The sequence below is a fragment of the Vescimonas sanitatis genome (genome assembly GCF_049060325.1).
GTDB classification, from domain to species: domain Bacteria; phylum Bacillota; class Clostridia; order Oscillospirales; family Oscillospiraceae; genus Vescimonas; species Vescimonas sanitatis.
Map to the genome: position 1 here is coordinate 1 of NZ_JBMGPW010000024.1, position 724 is coordinate 724.

The window sequence follows — 724 nt, forward strand, 5'->3', positions numbered from 1 at the left end:
GGTGCACCGCGAACTTCACGATGGATCCGGCGAGGGCCTGGGCCTGCTCGCCGTTGCGCTGGTTGGCGCGGGAGAAGACGCCGTCGAGGAGCTCGGGGTGGGCCTCGAACATGTGGGCGTAGAACAGGGGCGTGATCTCCGGCATGTGCTCGGCGACGACGGCGGCCGTGGCCTCGATGACGGGGCGGGACTTCTCGGACAGCACGGGGGGTCTCCGTCTCCTCGGTGGCGAATCTTGCGCTGGTTTTGCCAGAGTACACCCGGCCGTCGCCGTCGGGAACTCGCCCCTCGGCCCGTTCCCTCAGTGCGCCACGGGGATCTCCGGCAGGCCCAGCAGCACGGGCCCGCCGACAGGCCCGGCGCTCACCAGATCCCGGATCCGCACGGTGTCGAGCTCGGCGAGGAAGGCCTCGCGTGCGCGGTGCAGGGCGCCGCGCAGGCGGCAGTCGCCGGCGTAGGGGCACGCCACCCCGGAGTCGCGCCCGGCGCAGTCGATCACCTCGTCGCGGCTGCTCAGCGTGCGCACGAGCTCGCCCACACGCTGGTCCAGACCGGCCGCGGCGATCATGGCCCCGCCGTGCCGACCGCGCAGCACCTCGATGGTCCCGCGGCGACGCAGCTCGGCGACCGCCTTGATCACGTGGTTGTAGGGCACCTGGATCCGGTCCGCGATCTGCTGGCTGGTGAGCCGTTCCCCCTCGGCGGCCGCGAGCGTCATCAGCAC

General features: G+C 72.5%; 2 protein-coding genes. Both read right to left on the reverse strand.

What is annotated here, in order from left to right; all coding sequences use genetic code 11:
- Nucleotides 1–205, reverse strand: a 205-nt coding sequence (locus ACOMDU_RS13565; RefSeq protein WP_421130689.1) for a globin family protein, incomplete at its 3' end; no start/stop codon positions are given.
- Nucleotides 206–301: 96 nt separating this feature from the next.
- The coding region (locus ACOMDU_RS13570; protein ID WP_421130690.1) for an RrF2 family transcriptional regulator at nucleotides 302–724 on the reverse strand (423 nt) is incomplete at its 5' end.